This window comes from Streptomyces sp. HUAS TT11, assembly GCF_051553595.1.
In the GTDB taxonomy this organism is placed as follows: Bacteria; Actinomycetota; Actinomycetes; order Streptomycetales; family Streptomycetaceae; genus Streptomyces.
This window is the reverse complement of sequence record NZ_CP196184.1, coordinates 2,496,152-2,521,434: the sequence shown is the minus strand read 5'-3', so window position 1 is coordinate 2,521,434 and position 25,283 is coordinate 2,496,152. Positions and strand designations below refer to the sequence as shown.

Below are 25,283 nucleotides of genomic sequence, written 5' to 3'. Positions count from 1 at the left end.
ACATGAGTGACGACGCACCCACCACCGAGGCCGGCCGGATCCCGAACAAGGGCAAACTGGCCAAGGACCTCAACGAGGTCATCCGCTACACGCTGTGGTCCGTCTTCAAGCTGAAGGACATGCTTCCCGAGGACCGCGCCGGGTACGCCGACGAGGTCCAGGAGCTGTTCGACCAGCTGGCCGCGAAGGACGTGACCGTCCGGGGCACGTACGACCTGTCGGGCCTGCGCGCCGACGCCGACCTCATGATCTGGTGGCACGCGGAGACCAGCGACCAACTGCAGGAGGCGTACAACCTCTTCCGCCGCACGCGGTGGGGCCGCGCGCTGGAGCCGGTCTGGTCGAACATGGCGCTGCACCGTCCCGCCGAGTTCAACCGCTCGCACATCCCGGCGTTCCTCGCGGACGAGACCCCGCGCAACTACGTCAGCGTCTACCCGTTCGTGCGTTCCTACGACTGGTACCTGCTGCCGGACGAGGACCGCCGCCGCATGCTCGCGGACCACGGCAAGATGGCCCGCGGCTACCCGGACGTGCGGGCCAACACGGTCGCCTCGTTCTCCCTCGGCGACTACGAGTGGGTCCTCGCCTTCGAGGCCGATGAGCTGTACCGCATCGTCGACCTCATGCGTCATCTGCGCGGCTCGGAGGCCCGGATGCACGTGCGCGAGGAGGTGCCGTTCTTCACCGGCCGGCGCAAGTCGGTCGCCGAACTGGTCGAGGGTCTCGCCTGATCGATCGGAGGCCGGGCGTCCGGCGCCCCCGTCACGGCGGGGGGCTGGACGCCGCCGGCGGCAGTGTGTACGTCGGCGTCACCGGGACCGGAGTGCCGGGATCGTCCGTGGGCCCCGGGGGAGCGGGGGACGGGGTGAGCGGGGCCGGGCTCCCGGTGGCCGCGTCCTCGGCGAGCGCGTCGAAGTCGACGTAACCCGTGGCCTCGAGGACCTTGATGTGGTCGAGGACGGTGGTGTTCGCGTCGTCGGCGAGAGCGCGCACGAGTGAGTTGCGGGTGGTGGCCCGCACCTGAGCGACGACGGCGAAGACCTTGCCGTGGGCCCGGCGCAGGAGGTTGGCGAAGTCGCGGTCGTACTCCTGGCCCCGGGCCGCGTCGAGGATGGCGAGCCACTGGCGTTGCTGCGCGTTCGGCTGGTTGGGCAGGGCGAGGCCGAGGCGCCCGGCGACGTCGCGGACGCGGGAGTCCAGAAAGGTGTGGCCGGTGACCAGGTGCTCGCCCGCGGTGCGCACGGCCTGGGTGGTGCCCTTCTGTTCGGCCTGCTGTCCGGCCGGCAGCTCCCACAGCCCGGCCAGCCGGACCCTGCCGACGAAGTCCCGGTCCAGCGCGGACAGGGGGCCGTAGGCGGTGGGCACGGTCTGGGCGTTGAGGGTGTCCAGCCCGGTGCCGGAGCGGTCCGCGTAGGACCAGACCGGGAAGATCAGTGCGGCGAGGGTTCCCGCGAGCAAGGTGATGAGGAGCCCCGTGCCGCTGAAGATTCCGCGGCCTCGGACGGGTCTGGATCGCATGGTGCCTCCTGCTTGCGGCACCGCACGCTAGTGCGCTTCGGGTGCGGATGGGCATATTACTGCGCCGTATCCGCCAACTGCCGTACGCGGGCATTCGCTTGGAAAGCGGGCGACAAGGACCGAATGCGGCATGTCCGCAGGTGTCCTTCTCCGGTGAAACAGGGGCGAACCAGCCCCTTCGTCCCCGCTGCGCGCCCGCTGTGTTATCCGCGGCACATTCGCCCGCGACGGCCTCCCGTGCCCCACCCAAGGTGCGGGGAGTGCGGGCTCGCTCAGTGCCGCAGCAGCACCCGGCGTGTGGCCCGGGCCAGCCGGGCGGTGGGGCGCCGGGACGGGGGCGTGGGCCCCGAGCGCTCCAGCCACCAGGCGCGCAGCCGGCGCCCGGTCCCGGTGTCCGCCGGCCGGCCGGCGCGCAGCAGATGCTCGGCGAAGTCGAGGGCGTCGCGCCGGTATCCGCCCGTCATCGGACGGTGATGGGCGTAGGCCAGGAAGGCGGGCCGGAATTCCTCGCCGAGGATCTCGGGCAGTTCGGGCGCGACCTTCGCCACGACGCCGGCCCGCTTGCCGGCAAGGGCACGGGCCTGCACCCCGAGCCGCACCCGGTCGAACCCCTCGGGCACGGGCGTGCCGGCGACGAGCGCGGAGAGCAGCGCGGCCTGAGCGAGCGCGAGCCGGCCACGTTCCGCGGTGGTGTCACCGTCGCCGGAGCCCCGCGCTGCCGGTGAGGCCGCCGCGTCCTCGGGCGGAGCGGCCGTGGCCGTGGTGGCGGAGCCGCTCGTCGGGCACAGGCCGGCGGGGTGTGTCCACGAGGCCGCGGGTGACTGTTCCGCCGTCCGCACCGTCCGCCGGATCTCGGTCAGTTCCCTCTCCAGCTCGGCCGGTTCGGGGAAGTTCTCGTCGCGCTCGAGCAGGACGCCGGGCGGGGTGGCGCGGGACGCCAGGTCGGCCAGGATGTCGAGGACCGGCGGCGGCACCGGGTGGGCATGGCTGTCGTGCCAGACGCCGTCGCGTTCGTAGCCGCCCGCCACATGGACGTACGCGATGGCCTCGACGGGCAGCTCGTCCAGCGCCCTGGCCGGGTCCTCGCCCCGGTTGACGTGGTTGGTGTGGAGGTTCGCGACATCGATCAGCAGCCCCACCCCGGTGCGGTCGACCAGTTCGTAGAGGAACTGGCCCTCGGTCATCTCCTCGTCGGGCCAGGAGATCAGCGCCGCGATGTTCTCCACGGCGAGCGGCACGGGCAGGGCGTCCTGAGCGATGCGGATGTTCTCGCAGAGGACGTCCAGCGCGTCGCGCGTGCGCGGGACCGGGAGCAGATGGCCCGCCTCCAGCATCGGGGAGGCGGTCAGCGGCCCGCCCGCCCTGACGAACGCGATGTGCTCCGTGACCAGCGGCGCCTCCAGCGCCGCGGCCCTCTCGGCGAGGTCGGCCAGCCGGGCCCCGTCGGGGCGTTCCGCGCCACCGAGGCCGAGGGAGACACCGTGCGGGACGACGGTGACGCCTCGCCTCCGCAGGCGCAGCAGCGACTCGGGCAGATGTCCGGGGCACACGTTCTCGGCCACGGTCTCGACCCAGTCGATGCCCGGCATGCGCTCCACGGCATCGGCGATCTCCGGCCGCCATCCGATGCCCGTTCCCAGTCGCCGCATGGTCCGCTCCTCCACCCTGGTCCACCGGCCGCCGCCCTGCGGGCACGGCCGAACGGCCGTGCCGCGCGCCCCCGTCGACGCACCACCGCTGCCGGTGTGACGGAGTCATGACCCCGGCCCGCGGAGCCGAACCCCTGCCGGAGGACGTTCAGAGCAACATTTGAGGTTCGCCCTCAACCCGGATCGGCTCCCGCGGGGCCGACGCGGCAGTACCGGTCCGGGGTCCGGCGGTGGGTGTCGGCGGTGCCCGGTCCGGCCGGTGGCCGTCGGCAGGGGGAGGGCGCCGTACCGCCGCACGGTTCGACCCGAACGGCCGAGCAGCCGGGCCCGGCTGCCAGGAAGACCTTGGTGGAGGCCGTACGTGGCCCTGTCCGGTCCACGGGCAGAGGCCGGCGCCGCGCCGGTCGCGGCCGGGAGTGAGGAGCAGAGGATGAGCCGACCCCGCCGCCGCGGCCGGTACCGCCTGCGCGGTGCCGCATCTCTCGTGACGGCCGTACTGGAGGCGGCGCTCACCGTGCCGCAGGCGACCGCGGTGCCGCCGTCCGAGGACGCCTGCCACACCACCGCCGACGTCATGCCACGCGGCGACTGCGGCCCCTTCCACCAGGTGTTCGCCGAGGACTTCGACGGTGACGTGGTGCCGCTCGGCTCCTTCAGCGACTGCGACCACGACGCCGACACCCGCAACGCCCACTGCGGCGGCCTCACCGGCTCCTACCGCGCCGACTGGTGGGCCTACCCCCGCGGCTGGTACGACACCGCCCATCCGCGCAACCACTCCAACGGCAACGACCGCGTGCTCGGGGGCGAGTACCGGGCCGACGACACCGTGTGGGTCGGCCCCGCCGCGGACGGCGACGGCCGTATGCACATCCGCATGTACCGTCCGGTGTCCGGGGGCGACCTCCATGTCGCGGCCGTCGTACCGCGCAGGGTGATGCGGCAGACGTACGGGAAGTACACCGCCCGGGTGCGGGTCGTGAGGGCCGCGCCGGGATACAAGAGCGCCTGGCTTCTCTACGGAGGCGGCTGCGAGATGGACATGTACGAGCAGTCGTGGGTCGACACCGTCCACTTCTTCCACCACCCGTGCGACGGACGCCCCCAGGGCGGGGCCGACACCGGCAGGCCCTTCACCGAGTGGCACACGGTCGGCCTGGAGTGGACACCCGGGCTCGCCCGCTACTACCTGGACGGCCGGCTCCTCCTCAGCGACAGCCGGGGCGTCGCCGCGCGGCCGCTGAGCTGGATCCTTCAGAACGAGAGCGCCCTGTACGGGGCGTACGCCGCGCCGGGTTCATGGGCGCAGATGGACATCACATGGGTGACCGCCTACACGTACACCGGGGGCAGAGCGGGCTGACGGCCGACGCAGGGTCCCCGGACCACTCCTCCATGCACCGGGAGACCGGTGGCGGTCCGCGCCGTCGGCCGGGGGCCTCCGGCCCGGTCACCGTCCCCGGGTGAAGTCCCGGCGTCCGCCGACCGGACCGGGTTTCCCGGCCGGTCAGCCGTGGTGCAGTGCCGGATGGTCCGCCACCACCGTGCAGCTGCCCGGGGCGATCTCCGTGAAGCCGGCGTCCTTCACCAACGGCAGGCCGGATGCGGTGAGTTCGGCCCAGTGGGACGGGTCCGCGGTACGGACGGCCAGCGGGAAGCCCGCGTCCCGCCACGCCGCGCGCTCCTCGTCGGGCAGCGCCCACCAGGCGAGCTGGGCCCCGTGTCCGGCCTGGGCCATCGCCTTGCCCGCCGACATCTCCAGGCCGGGATTGAGCCACAGCACGGGAGCCGTGGCCTCGGCCTCGACCGGCGGCTCCGGGTCGTCGAGATCCGTGCCGGAGACCTGGAGCCGGGCGAGATCCTTGGGCCAGCCGTCCAGCGGGACGGGCGGGAAGACACGGACCTCGGCCGACTTGCCCGTGACCGTGATGCCCGGCAGCGCCTCGGCCCGGCGCCACTCCGCGCCGCGCGCCCTCCGCACCACCTTGCGGATCCGCGCGTCCTGCCAGTCCCGGATCGCCCCGGCCCATACGCCCTCGCCCAGCGACCGTTCGTCGCCGAGGATCACGAGCACGGCCCGCGCCGCGGTCTCCAGCGCGTCCGTACGCGCCGGGGGAGCGGCACGCTCGACGCGTACGACGAGCGGCAGCACGAACTGTGGGGCCTCGTCGCGCGTGGTGCGCTCGGAGCGGAAGGGGCTGTTTTGGCCGGCGCGGCCGGTCCGGTCGTCGTGCGGGGAGTCGGGCGACGCCGAGGGGGTCTGGTCACTGCTCACGGCGTCAAGTCTGCCAGGCGGAAGACCGGGTCGTTCCGGAGGAGAGCGGTGACCACCGAGGCGCCCCGCGCGGTCATCCCGAGCAGGCCGTGCGCTGTGCCTCCTGCCACTCGCAGACCGGGCAGAGCGTGATCCCCTTGTGCGACTCCGGGTACTCCGTGGGCTCCCGGCACAGCACGCAGTCGGCGAACGGCGGTCCGGCCGCCCCGGGCACCGGTGAGGGCGCCTCCGTGTCGCAGTAGTCGCTCATACGGCAAGCCTAAGCCGGGGCGCGGGCCCCATCACGGCACGGGCCGCTACGGCCGGCCGCCGGACATGCCGATCAACTCGGAGACCTTGACGAAACGGTAGCCGCGTCCACGCAGCTCGGGCACCACCGCCCTGACCACCTGCCCGCTCTGCGGGGCCGAGCCGCCCGTGCGGTGCAGGGCGACGACGGAGCCCGGCCGGACCCCGTCCAGCACCTGCCGCACGGTCGTGGCGGTGTCCGTCGCGGGTGCGTCGCCGCCGATCACGTCCCACTGGACCGCGGTGACACCGAGCGAACCGATGGTGCGCAGCGCCCGGGTGTCGTGACAGCCGCCGGGGAAGCGGATGTACGGCATCGGACGGGGCACGCCCGCGGTGCGGATCGCCGTGAAGGCGCGCTCCACGTCCGAGCGCATCATGTTCGCCGGCAGGGCGGGCAGCCCCCGGCAGCCGCCGGTGACGGAGGAGTTGCCGTAGGAGTGGCCGGCGACCTCGAAGAGCGGGTCCCGGCCGATCGCCCGCGCCTCCCGGCGGTTCCCGTCGGCCCACCGGCCGCTCATGAACACGGTCGCCGGCACCTTCAGGTTCCGCAGCGCCTCGGCCAGCTGCGGAAAGTCGATGCGTGCGCCGGCTGCCGCGGCCCGTGGTCCCGCATCCACGTCCTGGTCCGCGTCGAAGGTGAGGGCGACGACCTTCTCCTGTGTGGTGGCCCTCGTGAAGACCGGCGTCTGCCCCGCGGGCCCGGGGGCGGCCGTGGTCGGGGGCGCGGCCGACGTGGGCGGTGCCGGGAGCGGCGCCGAGTGCGGCGCGGGGCGCAGAGACGTGCCGGGGGCTCCGCAGGCGGCCAGTGCCGCACCGATGACGCACACAGCGGCGATGCGTCGGACGAGAAGGATCACCGTACGAACGTAGAGGGTCGAATCATCGGAAAAGCTCACCTCGCGTATGCGCCGGGCTGCGACGGAAACGAATCCACCCGCCCGGCTGCCGCCGCCACCTCCCACCGGCCGAGCACGCGGTCCGGTTCGGGTCGCTCCACGTCGACGGCCGGGTGTCCGCGGCGGACGGTCGGCGAGCCCGGCGCACCTGTCGAATCGCCGGACGAGGGCCGCTGATCCCGACGGTCGTCGGCATGCACGGCGGCCCGCCGGTCAAGCCGTACCGCGCTCGCTCTTCCCGGTGCCCGGCCGGTGTTGTGGTCGGGCGGACGTGGTTGTCCGGGGTTTCGGGGCGCTGGTCCCGTCGTGGGGGTGCCCGGTGTGGTCGACGGGTGGCCGGTCCTCCCGTCGTGACGTCGGTGTCGGCGGCGAGTGGCCGTCTTGTCGGCGGACGGTCGATGTATGCGGCGGTTCGGCGGTGTTGCCGACGTGCGGTTGGCGTTCCCGGTGTGTGGTTGCCGTTGTCGGGGAGCGGTCGGGTCCCGTTCGACCGGGGGTCGGTGTTCCCGTCGTGACGTCGGTGTCGGCGGCGAGTGGCCGTCGATGTCGGCGGACGGTCGGTGTCGGCGGTGAGGTGGCGCCCATGTCGACGTGCGGTCGGTGCTCGCGGCGGGTGGTTGCCGTTGTCGGGGGTGGCCGCGGGCCACGACGAAGGAGTGGTGTCCACGGAGCGCTCCATGGGCACCACCCCCGCGTTCGCAGCCCGTCTCTGTCACTCGTTCCAGAGGCCGGTGCTTCGGTGGGTGACGAGCCCACCGACACGGTGCAGCACCTCCTCGGCGGGCTGCGGCTCCAGGCGCCGGCCGTCCCGCAGGCGCAGCGAGACGTGATCGACCGCGGCCTCCCGGGCGCCGATCACCGCCTGGTAGGGCACCAGGCGTGCCGCCCGGATGCGCGCGCCGAGGGTGCCCTCCTCGGGGGTGGCCGACCGCGCCCGCAGCCCTTGCTCCAGACACCGCTCCACCAGCCGTGCGGCATGCTCGGACTCGGTGTCGGAGACGGGCAGGACCACGATCTGGGTCGGGGCGAGCCAGGCGGGGAAGGCGCCACCGTGCGCCTCGAGGAGATGGGCGACGGCACGTTCCAGGCTGCCGATGACGCTGCGGTGGACCATCACCGGGCGGTGACGGGAACCGTCGGGGCCGGTGTAGCGCAGATCGAAGCGCTCCGGCTGATGGAGGTCGATCTGCACGGTGGACAGGGTGGACTCGCGACCCGCCGGATCGGCGATCTGGACGTCGATCTTGGGGCCGTAGAACGCGGCCTCGCCCTCCACCGCCTCGTAGGCGACACCGGCGCGGTCCAGGACCTCGCGCAGCATCGCCGAGGCCCGGCGCCACAGGTCCGGATCGGCGACGTATTTGCCGCCAGGGCCCGGCAGCGACAGCCGGTGGCGGACGGGGCGGATACCGAGCGCCGCATGGGCCTCGCCGATCATGCGCAGCGCCGCTTCCGCTTCCTCGACCGCCTGGTCCAGGGTGCAGAAGACATGCGCGTCGTTCAGCTGGATGGCCCGTACGCGGGTCAGTCCGCCGAGCACCCCGGACAGCTCGGAGCGGTACATGCCGCCCAGCTCCGCGATCCGCAGGGGAAGTTCCCGATAGCTGTGCGGGCGGGAGCGGTAGATCAGAGCGTGGTGGGGACACAGGCTCGGCCGCAGTACGACCTGCTCTCCGCCCAGATCCATGGGCGGGAACATGTCGTCGCTGTAGTGCGCCCAGTGCCCGGAGATCTCGTACAGCTCCCGCTTGCCGAGGACCGGCGAGTACACGTGCCGATAGCCCGCACGGCGTTCCAGGTCGCGCACGTACTCCTCGAGGGTGTGCCGTACGACGGCGCCGTCGGGCAGCCAGTACGGCAGGCCCGCGCCCACCAGCGGGTCGGTGTCGAACAGGCCGAGTTCACGGCCGAGGCGGCGGTGGTCGTGCATCGTGGTCTCCTCTCGGTGGGGGCGAGGGGGACCACGCACGGCGAAGCCCCGGGGCACTCGCCCCGGGGCTTCGACCTTCGGTCGTCGGTCAGCGCGCCGGGACACTCTCCGGCGTCGTCGTGGACACATGGGCGCGCTGCATGTCGCAGAACCTAGCAGGCGGCGGACAAGGGCGCCTCTCCATTCCCCGGCCGCCGCGCGGTTTCCCGACGGGGCCGGTCCGGATCTACGGGTGGGTCGACGGGGAGCCGTCGGATGTGGGGCCGGGCCGCACCACGGTCGGCTCGGGCACCGGGGCCGCCTCGGGTGCCGGTAGCTGTTCGACGGGAAGACCGGCCGCCGACGTGGCCCCGCCACCGGACGAGGACGCGGCTTCCTCCAGGGGCTTCGGTGCCGTCGAGGGCGTGGGAGCCCCCGCCTCCTCGGCAGTCGGTGCCGACGAGGACCGGCCTTCGGCGGGCCCCTGCGCTCCGTCCGGGGGCGCCGCCCGTTCGAGGAAGCGCAGCAGTTCGACCGGGAACGGCAGCACAAGGGTGGAGTTCTTCTCGGCCGCGACCGCGACCACTGTCTGCAGCAGCCGCAGCTGGAGCGCGGCGGGCTGTTCGGACATCACCCCGGCGGCCTCGGCCAGCTTCTTGGAGGCCTGCAGCTCCGCGTCCGCGTTGATGATGCGTGCGCGGCGCTCACGGTCGGCCTCCGCCTGGCGGGCCATCGAACGCTTCATGGTGTCGGGCAGGGACACGTCCTTGATCTCGACCCGGTCGATCTGCACACCCCAGCCGATGGCCGGACTGTCGATCATCAGCTCGAGCCCCTGGTTGAGCTTCTCGCGGTTGGAGAGCAGGTCGTCCAGATCGCTCTTGCCGATGATCGAGCGCAGCGAGGTCTGCGCCATCTGCGAGACCGCGAACCGGTAGTCTTCGACCTGGATGAGCGCGTTCGCCGCGTCGACCACCTTGAAGTAGACGACGGCGTCCACCCGCACGGTCACGTTGTCCCGCGTGATGCCTTCCTGCGCGGGAATGGGCAGTGTGACGATCTGCATGTTCACCTTGTGCATCCGGTCGACCCCCGGAACGATCACGGTGAAGCCCGGTGTCCTGGGGGACCCGAGGAGCCGTCCGAACCGGAAGACCACGCCACGCTCGTACTGCTTGATGACCCGCGCCGCGGCGGCGAGGCCCACGAGCCCGACGGCGCCCGCCGCCACCAAGGCACCCACCAGCTCCTGGATCATGACGACCTCCTCGTCGAGAGGCCAGGTATGTCTGTACTTGCCACCATAATTCCGCCGAAGCCCGCGAGGCGAGGGCCGCCGGTGCGATACCGGCGCGCCCTCGCCCCGCGGGGGCGGAGCGGCTGTGCGCCGTCAGCGGCCGGACGTCATCCGCACCGGTTCCGTCCCGGCCGCGCTGTGCCGCTCCGCCCAGTTCTCCAGGGCCGTACGGCAGGCGTGGTCGAGGTGGTGCAGTCCCGAGAGGTCCAGCTCGACGGGACGGTCCTGGGGAAGCGCCTCCAGGCTGTCGAGGATCTTCGGCAGCCGCAGGAAGGTCGCGTTGCCCGACAGGTGCGCCTGGACCGGGCCCGCGCCCTTGTCGACGACCTCCAGCCTGATGTGCGAGGCCTCCCAGGCGGTCTTCACCACGGCGAGCGCGAGGCCGATGAGCACTCCTTCGAACATGCTGACCGCGACGATCGACAGCGCGGTGACCACGAGGATGAACGCCTCGCCCCGGTGCTCCCGCCACAGGGTGACGAGCTGCCGCACGGGGACGAGCCTGGCGCCTGAGTACACGAGGATCCCGGCCAGTGCGGGGATCGGTATGTGCGCCAGCACGGACGGCAGCAGCGCCGCGAACAGCAGCAGCCACACGCCGTGCAGCACCCGGGAGACCTTGGTCCTGGCACCCGCCTGGACGTTGGCCGCGCTGCGCACGATCACCGCGGTCATGGGCAGCGCGCCGAGCAGCCCGCAGACCGTGTTGCCGGCGCCCTGGGCGATCAGTTCCCTGTTGTACTCGGTGCGTGGACCGTTGTGCAGCCGGTCCACGGCGGCGGCGCTGAACATCGACTCGGCCGAGGCGATCAGGGTGAACGCGACGATCGTGCCGAGCAGGCCGGCGCTCGCCTGTTCACCGAGGGCGTCCAGGGACGGCGGGTGGACGGAGTCCAGCAGTCCCCGGACCTCGACCGTGGCCACCCGCAGGTCGAGGACGGCGGTGGCAAGGGTGGCGAGCCCCACCGCCGCGAGGGGCCCGGGCACCGCCCGCACCACGCGGGGCAGGTGCGGCCACAGCACGAGGACGGCGATGGTGCCCGCACCGAGGACGAGCGGGGGGAGCGCCTCGGCGCTCGCGACGGCGCCGGCCAGTGCTCCGGGCAGTCCGGCCAGCTTCTCCAGGCCGGACGCGGGGGCCTGTCGCCCGGCCACCGAGTACAGCTGCCCGGCGACCAGCACCAGACCGATGCCGGCCAGCATGCCTTCCACCACGGAGACGGAGATCGCCCGGAACCAGCGCCCCAGCCGCAGGGCGCCCATGAGGAGCTGGAGCACACCGGTGACGAGCACGATCGCGCCCAGCACCGGAAGCCCGAACTCCCGCACCGCCTCGAAGACGAGCACGGTCAGCCCCGCCGCCGGCCCGGAGACCTGGAGGCTGCTGCCGCGCATCAACCCGGTGACGATGCCGCCCACGATGCCGGTGACCAGGCCGAGTTCGGCGGGTACGCCGGAGGCGACGGCCACGCCCACGCACAGGGGCAGCGCGACGAGGAAGACGACGAGGGAGGCGACGAAGTCCTCTTTGAGGTGCGGTAATCCGCGCAGTGCGGTCATCGGCCCGCTCACAGCGCTTCGAACGCGTCGGTGGCGGTGCGGTGTGCGCGAACCGCACCGGTGTGCACCTCGTAGTACCAGCCGTGCAGACGCAGCCGGCCCGTGGCCAGACGTTGTTCGACGCACGGGTAGGACCGCAGGCGCAGCAACTGCGCGAGCACATGGTTCTGGACGGCCTCGGCGACCGTCGGGTCGTCGGCGTCGGACGCCTGTGGCTCGGGTGCGGCGTGCGCCAGCCAGTCGCGCACGGCCGGCACGGCGGTGAGGTCGTCGCCGCGCACCAGCGCGCCGACGGCCCCGCAGTGGGAGTGGCCGCAGACGACGACGTCACCGACGCCGAGCACCTCGACGGCGTACTCGATGGTGGCCGCTTCGCCGGTGGGGCGGTCGGAGACGTACGGGGGCACGATGTTGCCGGCGGTGCGCAGTTCGAAGAGCTCACCGGGCCGGGCTCCGGTGATCAGCGCCGGGACCACCCGGGAGTCCGAGCAGGTGATGAACAGGACCTCGGGAGACTGGCCGTCGGCCAGCGGGGCGAAGTCCTCCGGGCGCTGTCCGTGCGCACGAGCGTGATCGATGAGGGGCTGCATTGTCAGTTCCTCCTGGCGCGCCTCGGTGGCGCGTCGGCGTACGAGAACGTGGCAGATGCGGGTACGGCGACATGACCCCACGTCGACGCGCTCGGCCAACGTGGCGTGGTGAGGGGAGGGTCGGGTCAGTCCGTACCCGGGGAGCAGCTCAGCGGCGGAACACCTGAAGTGCCGCGGGAGAATGAGCGATTGACGGTCTTGATATGCCCGGTGCGGCGCGGTGCGGGGTCGGCGGCCGCACGGCCGTGGTGTCGCCCGCCTGCCGCGTGGGCGCGGGGGGCTCCGGAGCCGCGTCCGCGGATGCGCGGTGGCGGTCGCGGGTGCGCAGCGGACCTGTGAGGCCCTTGGAGTGTCCGAGACCACCGCGGGTGACGGCCTCGTCGGTGCGCTTGCTCATGACCGCTTCCGGGGTTCCGGCGGCGGTCGCACGGGGCTGGTGCACCGAGGCGAGGGACGCGGAGGGCGCAAGGAGATACAGGGCCAGCAGGACGGCGGAGAGAATCGCCGGCGCGAACCGGACCGCCGTGCCTCGTCCCATGACCTCCCCTCCCCGCCATGAGCGTCCGTCGTAGGTGCCTCGGCGAACACGGTAACCCGGCTTGCGCGTTTGCAGGGTCAACTTCGCGCTTCAGGTAAAGGAGAGCCCAAAAATCGAGGTGAGGATGGCCGGAACGCGCCGGTGGCGCACATCCGTTTGGTTCTGTTACGCCTCGACGAAGCCCTTCGCGTCCCGGGCGAGCGCCGTGAGGCGGGAGATCGCGCGGAAGTACTTCTTGCGGTAGCCGCCGTTCAGCATCTCGTCGCTGAACAGCTTGTCGAACGGCACGCCGGCGGCCAGCACCGGCACCTCGCGGTCGTAGAGGCGGTCGGCGAGGACCACGAGCCGCAGCGCGGTGGACTGGTCCGGCACCGGCTCGACCTCGGTCAGGCAGACCGCCCTGATGCCGTCGGTCAGTGCGCCGTAGCGGCTCGGGTGCACACGCGCGAGGTGCTCCAGCAGGTGCGGGAAGTCGTCGAGCGAGGCGCCGGGGGTGGCGTACGCCGCCTTCGTGACCTGCTCGTCGCTGTACGGCGCCGGTGCCTCGGGCAGTCCGCGGTGGCGGTAGTCCTCGCCGTCGATGCGCAGCGTGCGGAAGCGCGCGGACAGGCCCTGGATCTCGCGCAGGAAGTCCGCGGCGGCGAAGCGGCCCTCGCCGAGCTTGCCCGGCAGGGTGTTGGAGGTGGCCGCGAGGGCGACGCCCGCGTCGACGAGCTTGCCGAGCAGGGTGGAGACGAGGACGGTGTCGCCCGGGTCGTCGAGCTCGAACTCGTCGATGCACAGCAGGCGATGGCCGGAGAGCGTGCGGACCGTCTGCTGGAAGCCCAGCGCGCCGACCAGGTTCGTGAGCTCCACGAAGGTGCCGAAGGCCTTGAGCGCGGGGGCGGCCGGTGTCGCGTGCCACAGGGAGGCGAGCAGGTGGGTCTTGCCGACGCCGTACCCGCCGTCGAGGTAGACGCCGCGGGGGCCGGCGGGCGCCTTCGCCTTCGCCTTTCCGAAGCCGAAGAACGAGCGCCGGGCGGTCACCGCGTGCGCGCCGCCGAGCCCCCCGGCGAAGTCGTCGAGGACACGGACGGCCTCGCTCTGGCTGGGCTGGTTCGGGTCCGGGATGTACGTCGCGAAGCGGACCGAGTCGAAGCGCGGCGGCGGCACCATTTCGGCGACGAGCCGGTCGGCGGGGACGTGCGGCTCGCGGGAGGACAGGGAGAGCGGGGCCGTTGCGGCTATCGGCTCGATCCCGGAGGCGGCGGTGGAAGACGACACGGTTCACCAGCTTAAGGGCCGTGCCACACTGCACGGATGCGACGCCTGTTCCCTGTGACCGACGAGACAGCGGCCCGACCGGGTGGCCCGGCTTCGGACGCCGGCCCCGCGGTCCCGCCCGGCGACCGCGAGTGGACGCCGGAGGAGCTGGCCGGGGCGTACGCCTACCCCGAGACCGGTACGGGCGGCCGGGAGCCGTGGCTGCGGGCCAACATGGTCTCCACCCTCGACGGGGCCGCCCAGCACGACGGCCGCTCCCAGCCCATCTCGAACGCCACCGACATGCGGATCTTCGGCACACTGCGGGGACTTGCCGACGTGGTGGTCGTGGGCGCGCAGACGGTACGGCAGGAGGGATACCGTCCGGCGCGTGAACGGGAGGCCTTCGCGGCGCTGCGGAAGGCCGCCGGGCAGGGCCCCGCGCCCGCGATCGCCGTCGTGAGCGCCAGCCTCGAGCTGGACTTCTCGGAGCCGCTGTTCAGCTCGCCCCTGGTGCCCACGCTGGTGCTGACCGGCGCAGCGGCGGCGCCGGACCGGGTGGCCGCCGCCGAGCGGGCGGGCGCCCGGGTGGTGATCGCCGGGGACGGCATGGGGGTGGACCCGGTCCGTGCCGTGCGCACCCTCGCGGATCTCGGCATGAGCCGGCTGCTCACCGAGGGCGGCCCGCGCCTGCTGGGGCAGCTGGTGGCGTCGGGGGTCCTGGACGAGCTCTGTCTGACCGTCTCGCCGATGCTCACGGCGGGCGACGCGCAGCGGATCGCCGGAGGTCCCTCGGTCGCGGTGCCCCGGCGGTTCACGCTCGTGTCGCTGCTGGAGGAGGAAGGCTTCCTGTTCGGCCGCTACCGTCGCGCCTAGCCGAGGCGGCGTCCTGATCTCTGGGGAATCGGACCCCTATGTGCCGGTTTTTCGTGGATCTTCCGGCATGTTATGGAATATTCAGTTCCATTGATTTCCCGATGGGCACACCGAATCTCGTGGTGCCCGTCCGATCACGGGGCAGGATGGTTTCCGCAAGACCTCGAAAGGCCCGCGCAGCAGAGGCCCGCCGGGGTCCTCAAGGACTCGAAGAGAAGAAGGGGCGCCCGTCGTGTTCACGAGCGTACTGATGATCGAGAAGGCCCTCACATCCGCCGACGTGGAGTTCGTCACCACCCTGCACGGTGACGAGTCGGTCTCCTTCCACGTCCTGCTGCAGCCCCGCGGCGACCAGGCGGACCGCCTGCTGCGCGCCATCGACGACATCGCCCTGGGCGAACTGGACGAGGCGGCGCACGAACGGGACACCCCCGAGGGCAGGAGCGCCGCGGCCCTGGGGCGGCAGGCGCTGGACGTCTCCCTGGCCGCTCTGCACGCCTCGGGCAGCGAGGCCGAGGGCAGGCTCATCGAGGACCATCCGCTGGACGCGCTCAAGGCGCTCGTCGGGGAGGTCGGCGCGGACGAGGTGATCGTGCTGACCGACCCCCACTACGTGGAGGAGTTCTTCCACCGCGACTGGGCGTCGAGAGCCCGGCACAAGGTGGGTGTGCCGGTGCTGAAGCTGTTCTCGCACAGCAAGGCGCAGTGACCGGTCGGTGTGCGTCGACCCGGACGGCACGCAATAGGCTGGGCCGCTGAACGCACGCCGTACCAGCACTCAGGAGACACGCATGGCACCCGGCCTCCCCACCGCCATGGACCGACCGCACTTCATCGGCATCGGCGGCGCCGGAATGTCGGGCATCGCGAAGATCCTCGCCCAGCGTGGCGCCGTGGTGGCGGGCAGTGACGCCAAGGACTCGCCCACCGCCGAAGCCCTGCGCGCGCTGGGCGTGACGGTGCACATCGGTCACGCGGCCGAGCACCTCGCCGAGGACGCCGGCTGCGTCGTCGTCTCCTCCGCCATCCGGGCCGACAACCCGGAGCTGGTGCGGGCGGCGGAGCTGGACATCCCCGTGGTGCACCGCTCGGACGCCCTGGCACGCCTGATGGACGGCCTGCGCCCGATCGCGGTCGCCGGCACCCACGGCAAGACGACGACGACGTCGATGCTGGCGGTGTCCCTGACCGAGCTGGGCCTTTCGCCGTCCTATGCGATCGGCGGCGACCTGGACGCCCCCGGCTCCAACGCGCTGCACGGCGAGGGCGAGATCTTCGTCGCCGAGGCCGACGAGAGCGACCGCAGCTTCCACAAGTACGCGCCCGAGGTCGCGATCGTCCTGAACGTCGAACTCGACCACCACGCGAACTACGCGTCCATGGAGGAGATCTACGAGTCGTTCCAGACCTTCGCGGGCCGGATCGTACCCGGCGGGACGCTGGTGGTGGCGGCGGACCACGAGGGCGCACGCGAGCTGACGCGGCGGCTGGCGGGATCGGTGCGGACGGTGACGTACGGGGAGTCGCAGGACGCCGACGTCCGCATCCTCTCCGTGGTCCCGCAGGGCCTGAAGAGCGAGGTGACGGTGGACCTCGGCGGCTCCGAGCTGACCTTCACGGTCTCCGTCCCCGGCCGCCACTACGCGCACAACGCCGTGGCGGCGCTGGCCGCGGGCGTGGCACTGGGTGTCCCGGCGGCCGAGCTGGCGTCGGCCCTCGGGGCCTACACGGGCGTGAAGCGCCGTCTCCAGCTCAAGGGCGAGGAGTCCGGTGTCCAGGTGATCGACTCGTACGCGCACCACCCGACGGAGATGACGGCGGACCTGGAGGCCATGCGGGCGGCGGCCGGCGACGCCCGCATCCTGGTGGTCTTCCAGCCCCACCTGTTCTCCCGCACCCAGGAGCTGGGCAAGGAGATGGGCGAGGCGCTCGCCCTGGCGGACGCCTCGGTGGTCCTGGACATCTACCCGGCCCGTGAGGACCCGATCCCCGGCGTGACGAGCGAGTTGATCATCGACGCGGCGCGGACGGCGGGCGCGGACGTGCAGGCCGTCCACGACACGGCGCAGGCCCCCGCCGTCGTGGCGGGAATGGCGAAGCAGGGCGATCTCGTTCTCACCATGGGAGCGGGCGACGTCACCGACCTCGGCCCGCGGATCCTGGAACGTCTCGCACAGAAGTGACACAGAAGTAAGGGGTTGGCCTATATGTCGTACGACGTCGACAAGCCGGACGAGCAGTGGCGGGCGGAGCTGACCCCGGCGGAGTACGCGGTACTGCGCCAGGCCGGCACGGAACCCGCTTTCGTGGGTGAGTACACCGACACCAAGACCAAGGGCGTCTACTCCTGTCGGGCCTGCGGCGCGGAACTGTTCACCTCGGACACGAAGTTCGAGTCCCACTGCGGATGGCCGTCCTTCTACGACCCGAAGGACACCGAGGCGGTGGAACTGCTGGAGGACCGCTCGCACGGAATGGTGCGCACCGAGGTGCGCTGCGCCCGCTGCGGATCGCATCTGGGGCACGTCTTCGAGGGCGAGGGCTATGCCACGCCGACCGATCAGCGGTACTGCATCAACAGCATCTCGATGCGGCTGACGCCCGACGAGGGCTGAGCACGCCCGAAGGCCCCCTCGGCTCCCCGGAGTCGAGGGGGCCTTCGCATGGACAGGGCACGCGGCGCGGGGCCGCCGCGGTGGACGGCCGGTCCACCGGCCACGTCACAATGCGGCGGCAACAACCGCTGCAAGGGGTAGCCGACTTGACCACCGGCGGTCACCCGCGATTTGCTCCGGCCCAGCCTTCCCCCTGCTCGGCTGCACAGCGAGGTGCCGCACCCCCATGAAGACTCCTCCCACACCGCACCCCCCTCGTGGGTCCGCGTGGGCGACGGCCGTTGCCTGCGCCGTCGCCGTCTGCCTGCTCATGGCCGGTTGCACCGGCTCCGGCGGCTCCCCGTCCGGCTCGGACCCGAAGGTGCCCGGTGCCACGGGGCTCAGGCTCACCCTGGTCACCCACGGAGCCGAGGGGGACGCGTTCTGGGAGCTGGTGAAGAAGGGCGCCCAGGCGGCAGCGGCGAAGGACGGCGCCGACCTGACGTACGCGAACGACCCCGATGCGGCGGGTCAGGCGGAACTGGTGCGGGACGCGGTCCGGGACCGGGCCGACGGCATCGCGCTGACGCTCGCCAAACCGGACGCGATGAAGGGCCCGATCGGCGAGGCCAGGGCCGCCGGGATTCCGGTCGTCGGCCTCAACTCCGGTATCGACGCCTGGCGTTCCGACGGCGTCCTTGAGTACTTCGGCCAGGACGAGAGCCTCGCGGGCCGGGCCGTGGGTGACAAGCTGGACGGTCTCGGTGCCCACCACGCCCTGTGCGTCATCCATGAGCGGGGCAACGTGGCCCTGGAGGCGCGCTGTGCCGGGGTGAAGAAGGCGTTCGGCGGTGACACCGACATGCTCTATGTGGACGGCACCGACACGAACGCCCTGACCGAGTCGGTCTCGGCCCGGTTGCGGCAGGACCCGAGCATCGACGAAGTGGTCACGCTGGGCGCGCAGTTCGCCCTCGCCGCCGTCCGGTCCGTGCGGCAGGCGGACAGCAGGGCCCGTGTCGCCACCTTCGACCTCAACAAGGACCTGGTCAAGGCCGTGCAGGACGGCGCCGTGCAGTTCGCGGTCGACCAACAGCCCTATCTGCAGGGCTATCTGGCCATCGACGCGCTCTGGCTCTACAGGTCCAACGGCAACGTCAGCGGAGGCGGCGTCGCGCCGGTGCTCACCGGGCCGGCGTTCGTGACCAAGGCGAACGTCGCATCGGTGGCGAGGCTCGCGGCCGGCGGCACGCGCTGAGCGGACCCGCCGCGGGGTTGATCTCACGTCGATTCCGCGGCTCTCGGTGCGTTGGGTCAGATGTGCGGATAGCATCCTGCGCACCCCCCTGTGCCACATCGGACACGCAGTCACCCCGCGTTCGTCCCCCACCCCCCGTTCCCCGGTTCGCTCTAGGACGACGATGTCTCGACGGACTCCGACAGCTCTCCGGCGCCGTCTCACCTCCATACGCCTCTCCCTGATCCTGCTGGCTCTGGTGCCCGGCGTCACGCTCGCCGTCATCTGGGCCGTGACGACGACTCAGATGCTGTCGGAGGGGCTGACGTTGCGCTCGCAGACGGAGCTGAGCAGGTCGACCGGTGCCATGGGCACCGAGGCGGCCCTCGCGCTGCAGCAGGAACGCAGCCTGTCGGCGGCGTGGCTGGCCGCGCCGCACGGCTCCCGGGCCGCCCTCGACGCGCAGCGGGCGAAGACGGACTCGGCGGTGGCGCAGCTGGTGGACCAGGCCGATGTGATCAAGAGGGCGCCCGCCCGCATCAGAGACCGCATGTACTCGGTCGTCGCGTCGGTGGGCAGCCTGGAGTACTACCGGGACCAGGTGGACCACCCGACCGACATCACCGCCGGACAGGCGGTGGACCAGTACACCGCGATCATCGACGACCAGGTGCACGCCTTCCAGGAGCTCTCCCAGGTCGACGACGGCGACCTCACCTCGCAGGCCGGACCGCTCGTCGCGCTGGAGCACGCCGCCGAGCTGGTCTCCCAGGAGGACGCACAGCTCACCCTGGCCTGGCCGTCCGGGCACCTGGACGACGCGACCTGGAACCGGTTCGCGCAACTGGTCCACGCCCGCCGCTGGCTGGTCGAGGACCAGATCGTGCCCTCGCTCGAGGGCAGCACGAAGACCCAGACCGAAAGGATCCTGCAGTCGGCGCAGTGGCACGCCCTGCAGACCGTCGAGGACCAGGTGCTCGCGGCACGCGTGACGACCGACGGCTCGCACGGGATGGCGTTGCCGGACGCACGGAAGCGGTGGAGCACGGCGATGGCCAGGCTCTCCGACCAGTACGCGACGCTGATCCGGCAGCAGACGGCGCTCCTGCTCGACCGCAGTGCGGAGAGGTCCGACGGGCTGCTGATCAAGGCGGGGTTCCTCAGCGCCGCCGGCCTGGCCGCACTGCTGCTGTGCGTCGGCATGTCCTGGCGGATCACCCGGTCCCTGTTCCGGCGGCTCGGGGGCCTGAGGGCCGCCACGCTCGGCCTGGCCCAGGACCGGCTGCCCGACGTGGTCGCCCGGCTGGACCGGGGGGAGAAGGTCGATGTGGAGTCCGCGACCCCGCCGCTGGACTACGGCGACGACGAACTCGGCCAGGTCGCCCAGGCGTTCAACACCGCGCAGCGCACGGCCGTGCACACAGCGGTCGAACTCGCCGACACCCGCCGCGGTTTCCAGAAGGTCATCCTCGGTATCGCCCGGCAGAGCCAGAACCTGGTCAACCTCCAGCTCAGCAAGCTCGACGCGCTGGAGCGCCGCCACCAGGACCCGGACGTCCTCCAAGGGCTGTACGAACTCGACTCCACCGCCAGCCAGTTGCGCCGCTACGAGGAGAACCTCGTCATCATCAGCGGTGAGCGGCCCCGGCGCCACTGGAGCGAACCGGTCTCGCTGGTCGACATCCTGCGCAGTGCTGTCGGCGAGGTCGCCGAGTACCAGCGGGTCGAGGTGCACACCGACGAGGACGTGTACCTCTCCCCGCCCGCGGTGGCCGACGTGATCCATCTGCTGGCCGAGCTGATCGACAACGCGACCGTGTACTCGCCCGCGCCCAGCCCCGTCGGGGTGCGGGCGGCAGTGGTGGCCAAAGGGCTCGCCATCGAGATCGAGGACCGCGGCCTCGGCATGTCGGAGGACGACTACGCCCAGCTCAACGCGCAACTGGCGGCGCCCCCGCAGTTCGACGTGGTGGCGCTCGCCGACGATCTGCGGCTCGGCATGTTCGTGGTCGCCCGGCTCGCCACCCGGCACGGCATCGGGGTGACGCTGCGTCCCTCGCCGTACGGGGGGACCACGGCGATAGTCCTCGTCCCGGACGACATCGTGGTGCGTCGGAGCCCGTTTCCCCGGAAGATGCCGCCCGCGGAGGCCGGGCGGGGGCCGGGGCCCCTCGGCGCCGGGCCCTCCGCCGCGCCCTCGACCGAGGCCGCGGCCCCGGGAGAGACCGCGCCGCTGCCGCGCCGGGTGCCGCAGACGAGTCTGGCCGCCGAGCTGCGGGAGGACGCCGGGCCCGCCGAGGAGGACGCCGGCCGGGACGAGTTCACCGCCGACCGCGCCGCCTCCTCCCTCGCCGGTTTCCAGCGTGGCACGAGCCTGGCGCGCGACGACGCCCCGTGGGAGCCGGACGACCGGAAGGAGCCGGACCAGGAGGAGGCCGTCGCCCGGTTCGGTCCCGGTGGACACGCCCGTGCCGCAGGCCCACCCGTCTCTTCGACCCCGCCCGCCGACCGCTCGTGAAGGACACCGACATGACACGCCCCATCCCCGCCACGCACACACAGCTCGACCAGTTGCTGACCGGACTCGTGGACCGGGTCGCCGACGTCAACCACGCCGTGGTGCTCTCCGAGGACGGACTGGTCGTCAGCAAGTCCACGGGCTTCCCGCGCGACGACGCCGAACGGCTGGCGGCGACCGCGTCCGGTCTGATGAGCCTCAGCAAGGGGGTCAGCCTGGACTTCGGGGGCGGCCCGGTGCGGCAGGCGCTCATCGAGCTGGCCCGCAGCTATCTCATCCTCACCTCGGCCGGGCCCGGCGCCCATCTCGTCGTCCTCACCGGGCCGGGCGCCGACGTCGGTGTGGTGGCGTACCAGATGAACATGCTGGTGAAAAAGATCGGCGAGCACTTGAGCGCGGCACCACGCGGGGACGGCGCCGGCTCCGGCAGCGGCGAGAGGTGAACGGAGGCGATGCGGCGGGCCGGCTCGTGCGGCCGTTCACGCTGACCGGCGGACGGACCCGGCCCACCCGCGCCGACTTCACCCTCATCTCGACCGTGACGGCGGTGGACCCGCCGCCCGAGTGGGGCACCCGGCCGCAGCCCGAGCACACGCGGATCCTGAAGCGGTGCGCCGAGCCGATCGCGGTGGCGGAGCTCGCCGCCCTTCTCGACCTCCCGGTGAGCGTGGTCGTGATCCTGCTCTGCGATCTGCTGGAGGCGGGGCGGATCACCGTCCGCCCGCCGCATCCCGTCTCCCGCACCCCGGACCTGGAGATGCTGCAGAAAGTGAGGGACGGCCTTGGCCGACTCTGACACCGCTGTCCGGCCGCCGTCCGCGCCCGACACGGTCAAGATCCTGATCGCCGGGGGATTCGGCGTCGGCAAGACCACCATGGTCGGGTCGGTCAGCGAGATCACCCCGCTGTCCACCGAGGAGGCGCTCACCGTCGCCGGACTGGACGTCGACGAGCTCGCAGGCGTCGAGGAGAAGAGGGCCACCACCGTGGCCCTCGACTTCGGCCGGATCACGATCGGCCGGGAGCTCGTGCTGTACCTCTTCGGCACGCCCGGTCAGCAGCGGTTCTGGTTCATGTGGAACGACCTGGCCATCGGTGCGCTGGGCGCCGTGGTCCTCATCGACGTCCGCCGCCCGGAGTCGAGTTTCGCCGCCATCGACTTCTTCGAGCGCCGGGGCATTCCCTTCGTCGTCGGTGTCAACGGCTTCCACGGGCGCCATCCCTACGCGCCCGAGACGATCCGGGACGCGCTGGCCCTGCCGGAGCACGCCCAGGTGCTGCTGTGCGACGCGCGGGAGCGGGGGTCGTGCAGGGACGTTCTGCTGGCCCTGATCGACCAGTTGATCGCCTCGGCCGACCGGTCGGGCCGACCCGGCCCCCGGACCGCCGATGACGGCCGGGGCCCCCGCTCCTCCGGGTGACCTGTGCGGGGCTTGCGCGGCGGACACGAGGGTCGTGATCCAGCCGTGGTGCAAGGAGGTTCGCGAACTTCCCGAAGGCCGGGACGTGGTGGAACCCCGCCCTGTTCGCCGGGCCGCCGACGGCAACGGCGGGGCGACACGGCGAACGCGCCCGGTGCGGTCCGGACGGCCCGGTCGGCCGCGTCCACGGGGCCCGGACCGGCGTGTCGCACGGTCCCGCACCACAGGTCCCACCGGCTTCGGGCACGTCACCCGCCACGGCGCCGCAATACTCGGCGTCTACACTCTCCCGGCAACGGCCCTCGCGACATCGGCCGGGACATCGTCGCTTTTCTGCCACACCCGAAGGGTATTCGGCGCTTTGATACGGATAGATTCAGTCACCAAGCGGTACCCGGACGGCACGGTGGCGGTCGACCGGTTGTCGTTGGACATACCGGACCGCTCGATCACCGTCCTCGTCGGCCCCTCGGGCTGCGGCAAGACGACGACCCTGCGCATGATCAACCGGATGATCGAGCCGAGCGAGGGCACGATCACCCTCGACGGAGTCGACATCAGCCGCCAGCCGGTGAACTCGCTGCGCAGGTCGATGGGTTACGTCATCCAGAACGCCGGCCTCTTCCAGCACCGCACCATCGTCGACAACATCGCGACCGTGCCCCGGCTGCTCGGCTGGAGCAAGGACAAGGCCCGGGCGCGGGCCCGGGAGCTGATGGAACGGGTCGGCCTGGACCCCTCCTTCGCCAAGCGCTACCCGTACCAGCTCTCCGGTGGCCAGCAGCAGCGCGTCGGCGTGGCGCGGGCGCTCGCCGCAGACCCGCCGGTGCTGCTCATGGACGAGCCGTTCTCCGCCGTCGACCCGATCGTGCGCAAGGGTCTTCAGGAAGAACTGCTGCGTATCCAGGAGGAGTTGGGCAAGACCATCGTCTTCGTCACCCACGACATCGACGAGGCGATCCGGCTCGGGACGATGGTCGCCGTCATGCGGACCGGGGGCAGGCTCGCCCAGTTCGCGCCGCCTGCCGAGCTGCTCTCGTCCCCGGCCGACTCGTTCGTGGAGGACTTCCTCGGCACGGACCGCGGCATCCGGCGGCTGTCCTTCTTCACCTCCGAGACCCTCGAGCTGAAGAAGACCCCGATCGTCGCCGTCGACTCCTCCGCCGAGCAGATCGCCTCCCGCGGGGGGACGGACGTCCCGTACCTGCTGGTCACCGACCTCGAGGGCAGGCCGCTCGGCTGGAGCGAGCCCGGGGATCTGGCCGCCGGGCGGATCGAGGCGGGCCGACTGCTGTCGTACGGGCGGCCGTTCGTGCACGGCAAGGACTCGCTGCGGGCCGCGCTCGACTGCGCGGTGCTCTCGCCCACCGGCTGGGCCGTGGCGGTGGACGGCGACGGCCGGGTCGTCGGGGTCGTGTCGCAGCAGACGATCGGTGAGGCGATCCGCAACGCCCACGCGGCGCAGGAGCGGGACGAGAAGGTCGCCGGATGAGCGGGTTCTTCGACATCCCGAGCGACCTCCAGCACAGTTGGCTCGGCCTGGTGGGCCTGCATCTGCGGGAGGCCCTGCTGCCGGTCCTGGCCGGCCTGCTCGTCTCCCTGCCGATCGCCCAGCTGTGTGTGAGGTTCCGCTGGCTGTACCCGCCGGTGCTGGGTGTGACGACCGTGCTGTACGCCATTCCGTCGCTGGCCTTCTTCGTGGTCCTCATCGACTACACCGGCCAGACCGAGCTCACCGTGATGATCCCGCTGGCCGTGTACAGCCTGGTGGTGCTCGTCCCGGCGATCGTGGACGGCGTCCGATCGGTCCCGCAGGAGACGCTGGCCGCGGCGACGGCCATGGGCTTCGGGCCCGTGCGCCGCTACCTCCAGGTGCAGCTGCCGATCGCCGTCCCCGCGATCATCGCCGGGCTGCGTGTGGCCACCGTGTCCAGCATCAGCCTGGTCAGCGTCGGCATGCTGATCGGCAACCAGGGCGCGCTGGGGAACCTCCTCAACGACGCGAACATCTACCACCGGCCCGAACTCGCCTGGAACTCCGTGATCACCACGGCGGTCCTGGCGGTCCTGGCCGATGCCGCGCTGGTCCTCGTACGTCTGCTGCTGACCCCCTGGATGCCGAGCGGCACACGCAGCAGGAGGCGCAAGCCGGCGGCCGCCGGTCCCGACGCGACCGTGCCCGCCCTGGAGGACGCCCGGTGAACGTGCTCAACTTCGTCCACGCCTTCTTCAGCGACGGCGCCCACTGGCACGGATACGACGGCATACCCGTCCGTGTGTGGGAGCACATCCAGTTCACCCTGGAAGCGCTGGCCATCGCGGCCGCGATCGGCCTGCCGGTCGGCCTGGTCACCGGCCACTACGGACGCGGCGGCAACGTCCTGGCATTGATCGCCACCGCCGGGCGGGCGCTGCCCAGTTTCGGTCTGCTGGTGCTGCTGTTCATCCTGCTCGGGTTCGGCATGGTGCCGGTGATGATCCCGCTGGTCGTGCTCGCCATCCCGCCGATCCTGGTCACCACCTACGAGGCAGTCCGCTCCGTCGACCCGTCCCCGGTGGACGCCGCGCGGGGCATGGGCATGCAGGAGTCACGGATCCTCTTCCGGGTGGAGCTCCCGGTCGCGCTGCCGCTGATCCTCAGCGGGCTGCGCTCGGCCGCCATCCAGATCGTCTCGACCGCCACCATCGCCGCCTACGTCAGTCTCGGCGGCCTCGGCCGGTACATCATCGACGGTCTCTACCAGAGGAACTACGAGAAGGTGGTGGGCGGCGCCACCCTGGTCGCCGTGATGGCGCTCGTGACGCTCGCGCTGTTCTGGGCGGTCGCGCGGTTCACGGTCTCTCCCGGGGTGCGCCGAAGCGCCTGACG

General features: G+C 72.0%; 25 protein-coding genes. 14 read left to right on the top strand and 11 right to left on the bottom strand.

Annotated features, from left to right (window positions below; translation table 11 throughout):
* Positions 1-2: 2 nt before the first annotated feature.
* Positions 3-734, top strand: coding sequence for a hydrogen peroxide-dependent heme synthase (gene hemQ / locus ACSHXN_RS11375; protein WP_355140745.1), 732 nt, complete (start codon positions 3-5; stop codon positions 732-734).
* A 31-nt stretch (positions 735-765) separates the two neighbouring features.
* Here hemQ and ACSHXN_RS11370 read toward each other — a convergent pair whose 3' ends face one another.
* Positions 766-1,521 carry a DUF4142 domain-containing protein gene (locus ACSHXN_RS11370; RefSeq protein WP_438303029.1) on the bottom strand — a complete coding sequence of 252 codons (756 nt, stop codon included), beginning with the start codon at positions 1,519-1,521 and terminating at the stop codon, positions 766-768.
* A 272-nt stretch (positions 1,522-1,793) separates the two neighbouring features.
* The gene (locus ACSHXN_RS11365; protein WP_438303028.1) at positions 1,794-3,170 is read right to left on the bottom strand and encodes a DUF692 domain-containing protein; all 1,377 of its coding nucleotides are present in this window, start codon (positions 3,168-3,170) and stop codon (positions 1,794-1,796) included.
* 430 nt (positions 3,171-3,600) lie between these two features.
* Here ACSHXN_RS11365 and ACSHXN_RS11360 point away from each other — a divergent pair, with 430 nt between their 5' ends.
* Positions 3,601-4,533 (top strand): glycoside hydrolase family 16 protein, encoded by a 933-nt coding sequence (locus ACSHXN_RS11360; protein ID WP_438303027.1) that lies wholly within the window; start codon positions 3,601-3,603, stop codon positions 4,531-4,533.
* 144 nt (positions 4,534-4,677) lie between these two features.
* On the opposite strand, the gene ACSHXN_RS11355 is transcribed toward ACSHXN_RS11360, so the two are convergent.
* The 9 genes from ACSHXN_RS11355 to zapE all read right to left on the bottom strand — a co-directional run bounded on the left by ACSHXN_RS11355 (position 4,678) and on the right by zapE (position 13,789).
* The gene (locus ACSHXN_RS11355) at positions 4,678-5,445 is read right to left on the bottom strand and encodes an aminoacyl-tRNA hydrolase (protein WP_355140749.1); all 768 of its coding nucleotides are present in this window, start codon (positions 5,443-5,445) and stop codon (positions 4,678-4,680) included.
* A gap of 73 nt (positions 5,446-5,518) precedes the next feature.
* Positions 5,519-5,695 carry a hypothetical protein gene (locus tag ACSHXN_RS11350; protein ID WP_355140750.1) on the bottom strand — a complete coding sequence of 59 codons (177 nt, stop codon included), beginning with the start codon at positions 5,693-5,695 and terminating at the stop codon, positions 5,519-5,521.
* 46 nt (positions 5,696-5,741) lie between these two features.
* Positions 5,742-6,593 (bottom strand): polysaccharide deacetylase family protein, encoded by an 852-nt coding sequence (locus tag ACSHXN_RS11345; RefSeq protein ID WP_438303026.1) that lies wholly within the window; start codon positions 6,591-6,593, stop codon positions 5,742-5,744.
* Between the two features lie 751 nt (positions 6,594-7,344).
* Positions 7,345-8,691, bottom strand: coding sequence for a threonine--tRNA ligase (gene thrS / locus ACSHXN_RS11340; RefSeq protein WP_438303025.1), 1,347 nt, complete (start codon positions 8,689-8,691; stop codon positions 7,345-7,347).
* Between the two features lie 97 nt (positions 8,692-8,788).
* Positions 8,789-9,799, bottom strand: a complete 1,011-nt coding sequence (locus ACSHXN_RS11335) for a slipin family protein (protein WP_355140753.1) — start codon at positions 9,797-9,799, stop codon at positions 8,789-8,791.
* Positions 9,800-9,931: 132 nt separating this feature from the next.
* Complete coding sequence (locus tag ACSHXN_RS11330) at positions 9,932-11,398, bottom strand: SulP family inorganic anion transporter (RefSeq protein WP_355140754.1); 1,467 nt, start codon at positions 11,396-11,398, stop codon at positions 9,932-9,934.
* A gap of 8 nt (positions 11,399-11,406) precedes the next feature.
* Positions 11,407-11,988, bottom strand: coding sequence for a carbonic anhydrase (locus ACSHXN_RS11325; RefSeq protein ID WP_355140755.1), 582 nt, complete (start codon positions 11,986-11,988; stop codon positions 11,407-11,409).
* Between the two features lie 148 nt (positions 11,989-12,136).
* Entirely contained in the window at positions 12,137-12,526 is a 390-nt protein-coding gene (locus ACSHXN_RS11320) for a hypothetical protein (protein ID WP_355140756.1), read from the bottom strand.
* A gap of 165 nt (positions 12,527-12,691) precedes the next feature.
* Positions 12,692-13,789, bottom strand: a complete 1,098-nt coding sequence (gene zapE / locus ACSHXN_RS11315; protein ID WP_355140757.1) for a cell division protein ZapE — start codon at positions 13,787-13,789, stop codon at positions 12,692-12,694.
* 36 nt (positions 13,790-13,825) lie between these two features.
* On the opposite strand from zapE, the gene ACSHXN_RS11310 reads away from it, so the two are divergent.
* The 12 genes from ACSHXN_RS11310 to ACSHXN_RS11255 all read left to right on the top strand — a co-directional run bounded on the left by ACSHXN_RS11310 (position 13,826) and on the right by ACSHXN_RS11255 (position 25,281).
* Positions 13,826-14,644, top strand: coding sequence for a pyrimidine reductase family protein (locus ACSHXN_RS11310; protein ID WP_355140758.1), 819 nt, complete (start codon positions 13,826-13,828; stop codon positions 14,642-14,644).
* Positions 14,645-14,876: 232 nt separating this feature from the next.
* Positions 14,877-15,353: an indole-3-glycerol phosphate synthase gene (locus ACSHXN_RS11305; RefSeq protein WP_355800601.1), complete on the top strand. Its 477-nt coding sequence runs from the start codon at positions 14,877-14,879 to the stop codon at positions 15,351-15,353.
* An 82-nt stretch (positions 15,354-15,435) separates the two neighbouring features.
* The gene (murC, locus tag ACSHXN_RS11300) at positions 15,436-16,827 is read left to right on the top strand and encodes a UDP-N-acetylmuramate--L-alanine ligase (protein ID WP_355140760.1); all 1,392 of its coding nucleotides are present in this window, start codon (positions 15,436-15,438) and stop codon (positions 16,825-16,827) included.
* Positions 16,828-16,851: 24 nt separating this feature from the next.
* On the top strand, positions 16,852-17,259 hold the full coding sequence (msrB, locus tag ACSHXN_RS11295; RefSeq protein WP_355140761.1) for a peptide-methionine (R)-S-oxide reductase MsrB: 408 nt from the start codon (positions 16,852-16,854) through the stop codon (positions 17,257-17,259).
* A gap of 226 nt (positions 17,260-17,485) precedes the next feature.
* On the top strand, positions 17,486-18,496 hold the full coding sequence (locus tag ACSHXN_RS11290) for a substrate-binding domain-containing protein (RefSeq protein WP_356110466.1): 1,011 nt from the start codon (positions 17,486-17,488) through the stop codon (positions 18,494-18,496).
* Between the two features lie 163 nt (positions 18,497-18,659).
* Positions 18,660-20,993 (top strand): nitrate- and nitrite sensing domain-containing protein, encoded by a 2,334-nt coding sequence (locus ACSHXN_RS11285; protein WP_438303024.1) that lies wholly within the window; start codon positions 18,660-18,662, stop codon positions 20,991-20,993.
* An 11-nt stretch (positions 20,994-21,004) separates the two neighbouring features.
* The gene (locus ACSHXN_RS11280; RefSeq protein WP_220291890.1) at positions 21,005-21,436 is read left to right on the top strand and encodes a roadblock/LC7 domain-containing protein; all 432 of its coding nucleotides are present in this window, start codon (positions 21,005-21,007) and stop codon (positions 21,434-21,436) included.
* Entirely contained in the window at positions 21,433-21,789 is a 357-nt protein-coding gene (locus ACSHXN_RS11275) for a DUF742 domain-containing protein (RefSeq protein WP_355140764.1), read from the top strand. Before ACSHXN_RS11280 ends, ACSHXN_RS11275 begins: the two co-directional genes overlap by 4 nt.
* Positions 21,776-22,414 carry a GTP-binding protein gene (locus tag ACSHXN_RS11270; protein ID WP_355140765.1) on the top strand — a complete coding sequence of 213 codons (639 nt, stop codon included), beginning with the start codon at positions 21,776-21,778 and terminating at the stop codon, positions 22,412-22,414. The genes ACSHXN_RS11275 and ACSHXN_RS11270 overlap by 14 nt, the downstream gene beginning before the upstream one ends.
* A 361-nt stretch (positions 22,415-22,775) precedes the next feature.
* A complete protein-coding gene (locus ACSHXN_RS11265) occupies positions 22,776-23,906 on the top strand; it encodes an ABC transporter ATP-binding protein (protein ID WP_355140766.1) in 1,131 nt (376 codons plus the stop codon).
* The gene (locus tag ACSHXN_RS11260) at positions 23,903-24,616 is read left to right on the top strand and encodes an ABC transporter permease (protein ID WP_355140767.1); all 714 of its coding nucleotides are present in this window, start codon (positions 23,903-23,905) and stop codon (positions 24,614-24,616) included. The genes ACSHXN_RS11265 and ACSHXN_RS11260 overlap by 4 nt, the downstream gene beginning before the upstream one ends.
* Positions 24,613-25,281, top strand: a complete 669-nt coding sequence (locus ACSHXN_RS11255; RefSeq protein WP_355140768.1) for an ABC transporter permease — start codon at positions 24,613-24,615, stop codon at positions 25,279-25,281. Before ACSHXN_RS11260 ends, ACSHXN_RS11255 begins: the two co-directional genes overlap by 4 nt.
* The last annotated feature ends 2 nt before the right edge of the window (positions 25,282-25,283 follow it).

Bases quoted from the DNA above. Each gene is read 5' to 3' on its own strand.
- hemQ (WP_355140745.1), top strand. From the start codon at position 3: ATGAGTGACGACGCACCCACCACCGAGGCCGGCCGGATCCCGAACAAG.
- ACSHXN_RS11370 (WP_438303029.1), bottom strand. From the start codon at position 1,521: ATGCGATCCAGACCCGTCCGAGGCCGCGGAATCTTCAGCGGCACGGGG.
- ACSHXN_RS11365 (WP_438303028.1), bottom strand. From the start codon at position 3,170: ATGCGGCGACTGGGAACGGGCATCGGATGGCGGCCGGAGATCGCCGAT.
- ACSHXN_RS11360 (WP_438303027.1), top strand. From the start codon at position 3,601: ATGAGCCGACCCCGCCGCCGCGGCCGGTACCGCCTGCGCGGTGCCGCA.
- ACSHXN_RS11350 (WP_355140750.1), bottom strand. From the start codon at position 5,695: ATGAGCGACTACTGCGACACGGAGGCGCCCTCACCGGTGCCCGGGGCG.
- thrS (WP_438303025.1), bottom strand. From the start codon at position 8,691: ATGTGTCCACGACGACGCCGGAGAGTGTCCCGGCGCGCTGACCGACGA.
- ACSHXN_RS11335 (WP_355140753.1), bottom strand. From the start codon at position 9,799: ATGATCCAGGAGCTGGTGGGTGCCTTGGTGGCGGCGGGCGCCGTCGGG.
- ACSHXN_RS11330 (WP_355140754.1), bottom strand. From the start codon at position 11,398: ATGACCGCACTGCGCGGATTACCGCACCTCAAAGAGGACTTCGTCGCC.
- ACSHXN_RS11325 (WP_355140755.1), bottom strand. From the start codon at position 11,988: ATGCAGCCCCTCATCGATCACGCTCGTGCGCACGGACAGCGCCCGGAG.
- ACSHXN_RS11320 (WP_355140756.1), bottom strand. From the start codon at position 12,526: ATGGGACGAGGCACGGCGGTCCGGTTCGCGCCGGCGATTCTCTCCGCC.
- ACSHXN_RS11310 (WP_355140758.1), top strand. From the start codon at position 13,826: ATGCGACGCCTGTTCCCTGTGACCGACGAGACAGCGGCCCGACCGGGT.
- murC (WP_355140760.1), top strand. From the start codon at position 15,436: ATGGCACCCGGCCTCCCCACCGCCATGGACCGACCGCACTTCATCGGC.
- msrB (WP_355140761.1), top strand. From the start codon at position 16,852: ATGTCGTACGACGTCGACAAGCCGGACGAGCAGTGGCGGGCGGAGCTG.
- ACSHXN_RS11290 (WP_356110466.1), top strand. From the start codon at position 17,486: ATGAAGACTCCTCCCACACCGCACCCCCCTCGTGGGTCCGCGTGGGCG.
- ACSHXN_RS11285 (WP_438303024.1), top strand. From the start codon at position 18,660: ATGTCTCGACGGACTCCGACAGCTCTCCGGCGCCGTCTCACCTCCATA.
- ACSHXN_RS11280 (WP_220291890.1), top strand. From the start codon at position 21,005: ATGACACGCCCCATCCCCGCCACGCACACACAGCTCGACCAGTTGCTG.
- ACSHXN_RS11260 (WP_355140767.1), top strand. From the start codon at position 23,903: ATGAGCGGGTTCTTCGACATCCCGAGCGACCTCCAGCACAGTTGGCTC.